Origin of the sequence: Rubritalea sp. (assembly GCF_051252225.1) — a bacterium.
Lineage (GTDB): Bacteria > Verrucomicrobiota > Verrucomicrobiia > Verrucomicrobiales > Akkermansiaceae > Rubritalea.
Map to the genome: position 1 here is coordinate 1 of NZ_JBPOGE010000031.1, position 6,271 is coordinate 6,271.

Genomic DNA, 6,271 nt, shown 5'->3' on the forward strand with positions numbered 1-6,271 from the left:
ATGCTTACAGCGTTGTTGAGTACTACAGAATCTGATCCCAAGGCATCGCCTTCGGCTCAACCATTGGGCTAGGTTCGCAGATCCCTACAGGATTTTTTATAGTCAGGCTTCACACGTTGATAGTAAGATTGGTCGTAGGGTTTTGCCGCACTCCTAAAGCGAGAAGCCCGCGAGGCAACTGCGGTATAGAGACCACTAATACCATTCTCCCGGTTATCTTGGAGTAATGGTGAGTTGATTTTTATTGAGATTTGTCAACTGAGCTGAAATTGAGTTGAGTGCGAGATGTCATTGATTCTATGGTCGTTACTCGTCGGTTAGCCAGCTTGCTAGCCTCCCTCCTCGCGCCTTGTCAGAATCCATGATCTCCAGCACCATGACACCAATCTAACTGCTCAAATGGTATAACTGCTGGATTTCTAGAAAAGTACTGTGTTGCTGACGACACTATTTAACAACAAGTTACTAGAGCCAGCCTTTACGGAGTGCTGTGGCTACTGCTGCGGGAGCATTGGGGACATTGAGCTTTTGGTAGATGTGACGAATGTGAGTGGAGACGGTGAAAAAGCTGATGTCGAGCTTGGTGCCAATTTCCTTTTTTGAAAACCCTTCGCTAAGGAGTCCTAGGATTTCATGCTCACGTTCTGTCAGAGGAATGTCCGTTAGCTCAATTTTGTTTTTTTTCTGGAGAGTGTTTAGTATGAATTTTGCTGCAGCAGGATCAAGCGACGCTCCGCCATTCATCACTATTTCGATTCCCTCCTTAATCTGCAGGATTGTAGAGGATTTAAATAGATAGCCGGAGATGCCAAGAGTGATCGCATGAAGGACGTCAGTTTCGCTATCTGATTGGGTGATAATAATAATCTTCGAGTTAGGGGCGTTCTCCTTGAGCTTAGGAATGGCCTCTAAGCCAGACATGCCAGGTAATGAGAGATCGAGTAGGATGACGTCAGGCGCTAGCTGATCTGCCGATGGTTCAAGCTTGAGAATGGCGCGTTCTGCAGTGCCTACTGTGCCGATGAGCTCCATGTTTTGGCTTCGATCTATAGCAACTTTAAGAACTTTCCGGTATTCCGGGTTATCCTCAACGAGCATGATAGTGATCGGGGTTTTCATAGCGTAATTATTTTATGGGGGAAGAAAGGTCGATAACTGTAGGGTTGCAGCCTAGCGGTTTTTTAGCTTAGCAAGGCTTAGCTTGCGGTACAATAGTAGGGTGATTTTAGTTCCCCCTTGAGATGGGCTTTCGAGACTTATTTTAGCTTTAAGGAGTCGAGCGCGCCGCTGGAGTGAGTTGGGTATTCTATCCTTAGCTGTTCCATGCATGCCTATCCCATTATCACAGATACTTAGGAGTACTTCTTTTTCTGTGGCAACGCACCGAATGGTGCAATGGTTGGCGTCTGAATGTCGGCTGACATTTACTAAGCTTTCTTTATAGAATAGAAAGAGGTCGGCTCGGGTGCGTGGTTTAAGCTGCTGTAGTAGAACATCACCTTCAATGGTGAGGTCGTATTCTATATCAGCAAGAATACGCTGAGCGGTTCGCTGCATATCTATTTTTAGATTGTCGCAGAGCTGAGCTTCATAAATATCTGCGCAGTAGCGAGCAGCCTTACCTGTGCGCTCGGTGAGGGCGCGGATTTCGTTGACGGTATCGATTAAATCATCAGGGGAATGGACTGCTTCTTTGGCTAGATCTCCCAGTAGTCCAATGGCGTGGAGATTTGCTCCGAGTTCGTCATGTAGGTCGGCAGCAAAGCGGGTGCGCATATTATCTAATTTTTTGCGGTGAATGATGCGCACGAGAATGATCGTTAAAGCAATACTGAACGCGAGGAGGATAGCGATCCAGTACATGCGTCGGAGTTTATTTTTCTGGAGAGTGTAGAGTTCGTTGAGTCTTGCTGCTATTAGTGGACGTTCAGTTTGGAGGTCGTGCCGCTTCGCAAGCTGAGTCATCCAGTCGCGGGAGGTCAAGATTTCACCTAGGTAGTTAGATCCATCCGTCAGTCTTTTGAGTCTCTTAGGCTGTTTAAGTTTATCTGGGTCAGTGATTGGTTTATTGAGCGCGACGTTTTGTCCTTTTGATAGGATTTCGATCTCAGCGAATCCAGCTGAGAAGTCATGACCTGGATTGTGAATATTTGGTTGAAATTCTAGGATCTGAATCTGCACGTAGCGGCATGCTATTTCGGGAAAGCAGCGCATTAGGATGGGGCCGATATCGTAGATGGAGTTTTGGCGAGACTCGAAAAGGACGGTTTGCTCTTTAAAATCTGGTTGATTGGAGGCTATTGCACGTATCCTGCGTGGGACTGCGTGGTCACTGAGCGTCGCCTCTGGTATTGTGTGATTAAGATCAGTCATGTGTAGATTGATCTGACTGATTTGTTGCGTTTTCTCCAAATCAATAGTCAAGAACAGGTTTTGAGTTTGGTCATTGGTGTGGAAAGTGACGGGTTTGCTTTTCGTATTAATGGAAGAATCCATGAGGTAGGGCACAAAGCCGTCTACAAGGAACTGAGGGGCGCGGGCGTTTTGGTTACGCGTTCTTGATTTAGCTGTGACTGGCTTATTCAAAGCGACATTTTCAAAGCCGCTGAAGACCATTATTTCAGAGAGCTGGAGGACGTAGAATTGGTCCCAGCCACGTGTAGAGAGGCAGCTTGCTTCTAGTGCTATCCAGGTGGCTCCAATCGGTGGGATAGATATCACTAAGGGGGCGATGCGCGGTAGTAAGTTGTCTTGTTCTGTAAAACTAGCAACGACGGTGGAGCTGCCTGCCGTGCCGGCGAGAATACGGAAGGCTAAGGGAAATCCATCGGCTTGTAGGCCGGTGTTTGGGTCACGCCTTATTGTGGGTACTAGGACAACTTGATCAATGGGGTATTCGGCTCCTAGATCAATGCGGATTCTCTCATTGTGATGGGGTGTCTTGTGGGCAAGGGATTGATAACCCACTGTGCCGGAGCCACTGCGTAGGCTGTAGCTGGCTAATTGCTTGATTTCAGCATCGATCGATTCCAAGCATTGCTCGAGTTCAGAAACAGAGGGTTCGCTGCTGGAGGCCTTAGGTGTGGCTATAACTGTCTGAAAGAGGGAGGCTAGCAGGAAAAGCAGGTAAATGATGGAGCGTCGGAACACGTTGTCTTACTTCTGTATGGGTTATACGGACGGATCCGTTGACAGAAATTAGTCGGAGCGCGAGATGAATAAAAGCAGATTCGTTTTCGTGCCGCTTTCACTGCATCGCACATTCGTGCGATAGGCAAAGTTTGTTTATATGTGTAATAAACTAGAAGGTGAATTTAGGGCGAACACAATTTCCCTCCGAAAAGTTCATTGTCTTAAACATAAAAGCAAAAATAACATGAAAAAAACTCTCTACACACTCAGTGCAGGTTTGATCTTAGCAGGCGCAGCGCAAGCAGCGACTCTCCAACTAGACTTTGCTGCTGCTGCCCAAAACGCAGATGGTACAGTAGTATCTACTTCAGCATCTTTTCTCGGTGCAACATTTGATGTCTCCTACACTCTTAGTTCAGTTGCAAATGGAGCTAATCCATTTGTAGGTTCAACAGGTGCTGCATATGGTGTTGGTTCTGACACGGATATCTCAGCTCACTACAACACCCTTGAGGGTAACGACGGTGAAGCAATCACCTTCTCGAATCTTACATTCACTAACTTCCAAGCAAATGGTAGTGGTTTCACGATTGCGGATTTTTCTGACCTCACTTTCTCTTCCTTTTCAATAGGGGCAGGTGGTAATAATAATGATGGAGCCAATGTCACCTTTGGTGGTAGCACAACTAATCAGAATTTGAATAGTGGCAATATTGGTACTGGTACATTTGCACTCACTGGTTTTGGCTCAGGTTCTGGTGATAGTCTCACCCTCGCTGTTGACAGTGGTCAATCTAACAACCGTTGGAATGTCAATGGTCTTGAAGTTTCTTATACAACAGCAGCAGTTCCAGAACCATCAAGCACAGCGCTTCTTGGTCTTGGTGGCCTTGCATTGATCTTGCGTCGTCGCAAGTAAGCTGAATAGCTTATCAATTTTAAGCGTGAGGAGGGTCGAATAGACTTTCCTCACGTTTTTTTTGCCCATCCAGCTCGTTAGCTATGGGTTATTTCTGAGTATGGCTCAAGTGCGAAGTGTGCGGCTGGAATATAGTTCAGTAGGGAGCGTATTTGCTAAAACGGTGAAAGGGCCTAATCGAGGAAGCTAGAGGTCATGAGAGACATAACGCGTTGGCCTAGGCTGGTGAGGGTGGCTTGTTTGCCTGTGCCGCTAATAATGCCTTTGGTATGGTATTTATGGTCGGACTTAGTCGGTGTGACGTAGGTCACTGTGGGTTTGACGACTGCGCGATTGCTAGGGGTGATTGCGAGTGGGAAGCCTGAACTAGCGAAGCTAATCTCCCAAGCGGGGGTCATGAGTTCATGGTTGCCTTTGCGAATCCAGGGGTAGCGTTTTGCTAGATCGAGCTCGCGGTGACGAGGGATGGTCACTTTGAAGTAGGTAGGAACCTTTTCAATGAATTGAGTGATTGTGAGGTTCGGGTTGTTCTGCTGGCGAATGAAGAGCTCGGCAATATTTAGCCCATTCATATTGAGCCCATTGTAGTTCCCGTGGTTGTTAGGGGAGCTGAAGTACGCTCCATGCCATTTTGAAAAGTCTTGGTTGGCCATGACTCCGAGTTCTAGATGAAGGTGAGATCTTTCACGGTTTATACCAGCACCCGTATAGCCCATTATTCCAAGAGGTGAGCCCGCTGAAAGCTTTTGCCCTACTTTAGCGGACACTGATGCGAGGTGGGCATAGAGGCTGTAGAATGTGCCGCTGCCCCAATCGTGTGCTACGACTACGTAGTTTCCGTAATTGGAGTTTCCGCTGTGTGCATTGACATAGACGACAGTTCCCTCTGCAATGGAATTTACAATGTCTAGCGGACGGTTGTAGCGGTCGCGCTTGATGGGGCGGATGTCGATGCCTTCGTGAAATTTAGTGGCAATGACTCCTTCGTCTGTTCGGCGTAGAGTTCTTACATAACCGTATTTTCCGGCTGTCCACGGGTGAGAGTCGGCACCTTCGAAATTCCGATAGGTGTACATGTAAAACTTTTCGGGAGTCTTGCTGAAGATGTATTCGTTCTCTGTAGGGAGTTTGAGAGCGAGTGGGCTTGCAGCTTGGAGTGAATAGCTGACAAGAATAGAGCTGAGAAATGGGATGAGCTTCATGCTAGAATCTATTTCTTAGCTTTTGCCTCAGCCTTCTTACGCACTTTCCAAGCTTCTGGTGTTTCGCCAATCCGTGGAACTACGTTGTCAATGAGCTCAGCCATGGCAGGGTCTATCCCGCGCCAGACCGTTAGGACTCGGCCATCTATTTGGCGGTCGATATAGAGCATGTCGATTACTTGGCCATTGATAGTGCACATGATCCATTTCCCTGCGTATTGGCCCGAAGTCATTTTCAATCGACTAGCTCCAGCACGGTTGAGCTGAAACGAGCAGCCAAAAAACTCTGGGTTGTGCGGTGATGGAAAAGTATTATAGCCGACGATGTCACTGGTCATGATGAAGGGTGACTTACTCATGAATCGTTTGCCCTTAGGGGTGTCGACTTCAAATGTGAGTTTCTTCGATTCTAGGTCGGTCGCCTCTGTGTGGAATGTGATTGTGACTGGTGGTTGCTTCTTGCCTTTTGCGAAGAGAAAAGAACTCAGGCAGAGCGTAAGAATGGAGATACAAAGTAGGCGCATACTGCGGATCAAAGTGCTCTATTGATGGAGACCTGTGAAGGAAATTTTCTGGATAATAGCGTAATGGGTATTTGGCTCCTCGATATGTAGATCGTTCCGGTTTTGACTTTAGGGCCCCTCCGGTAACTCCCGTTCTGGTGCGCAGGTTATTTATTTTCATCATTTGTGAGCCTAGCTCATTTTAAAATGAGATGCACCCTTCGGGCTGACAAGTCTTTCTGCGCAATGAGTCGTTGCTCTTCATTCACGGATATAAATCCGCTCATTCATTACGCCTTACCTCGCTTAAAATCCTCTCCAGCACCAATAACGCCAGTTGCCGGAGGAGCCCTTAATACAGTTGTTATACCAAACTGAGTTCCAAAAGAGACAAATGTGATTTTAATGAAGCTTGGGGAATAGCGCGTTGCGGAAGAGGTGAAGGCTGGGCGCTATCCTGTTGAATCTGCGTTATTCCTCAGTTACGGTGCTCGCACCGCTCCTTCGTCACGCCT

The 6,271-nt window shown here is 47.2% G+C and carries 5 protein-coding genes; 1 reads left to right on the forward strand and 4 read right to left on the reverse strand.

Features of this window, described 5'->3' with window-relative positions; translation table 11 throughout:
* Nucleotides 1–465 precede the first annotated feature (465 nt).
* Both ACSHX2_RS15065 and ACSHX2_RS15070 read right to left on the reverse strand, forming a co-directional pair.
* Complete coding sequence (locus tag ACSHX2_RS15065; RefSeq protein ID WP_435693782.1) at nucleotides 466–1,119, reverse strand: response regulator; 654 nt, start codon at nucleotides 1,117–1,119, stop codon at nucleotides 466–468.
* Between the two features lie 51 nt (nucleotides 1,120–1,170).
* Complete coding sequence (locus tag ACSHX2_RS15070) at nucleotides 1,171–3,150, reverse strand: histidine kinase (protein WP_435693783.1); 1,980 nt, start codon at nucleotides 3,148–3,150, stop codon at nucleotides 1,171–1,173.
* 226 nt (nucleotides 3,151–3,376) lie between these two features.
* Here ACSHX2_RS15070 and ACSHX2_RS15075 point away from each other — a divergent pair, with 226 nt between their 5' ends.
* Nucleotides 3,377–4,051: a PEP-CTERM sorting domain-containing protein gene (locus ACSHX2_RS15075; RefSeq protein WP_435693784.1), complete on the forward strand. Its 675-nt coding sequence runs from the start codon at nucleotides 3,377–3,379 to the stop codon at nucleotides 4,049–4,051.
* A gap of 173 nt (nucleotides 4,052–4,224) precedes the next feature.
* Here the strand turns inward: ACSHX2_RS15075 and ACSHX2_RS15080 are convergent, their stop codons facing one another.
* Both ACSHX2_RS15080 and ACSHX2_RS15085 read right to left on the reverse strand, forming a co-directional pair.
* Nucleotides 4,225–5,253 carry a M23 family metallopeptidase gene (locus ACSHX2_RS15080; RefSeq protein WP_435693785.1) on the reverse strand — a complete coding sequence of 343 codons (1,029 nt, stop codon included), beginning with the start codon at nucleotides 5,251–5,253 and terminating at the stop codon, nucleotides 4,225–4,227.
* Nucleotides 5,254–5,261: 8 nt separating this feature from the next.
* Nucleotides 5,262–5,777, reverse strand: coding sequence for a hypothetical protein (locus tag ACSHX2_RS15085; protein ID WP_435693786.1), 516 nt, complete (start codon nucleotides 5,775–5,777; stop codon nucleotides 5,262–5,264).
* Nucleotides 5,778–6,271 lie beyond the last annotated feature (494 nt).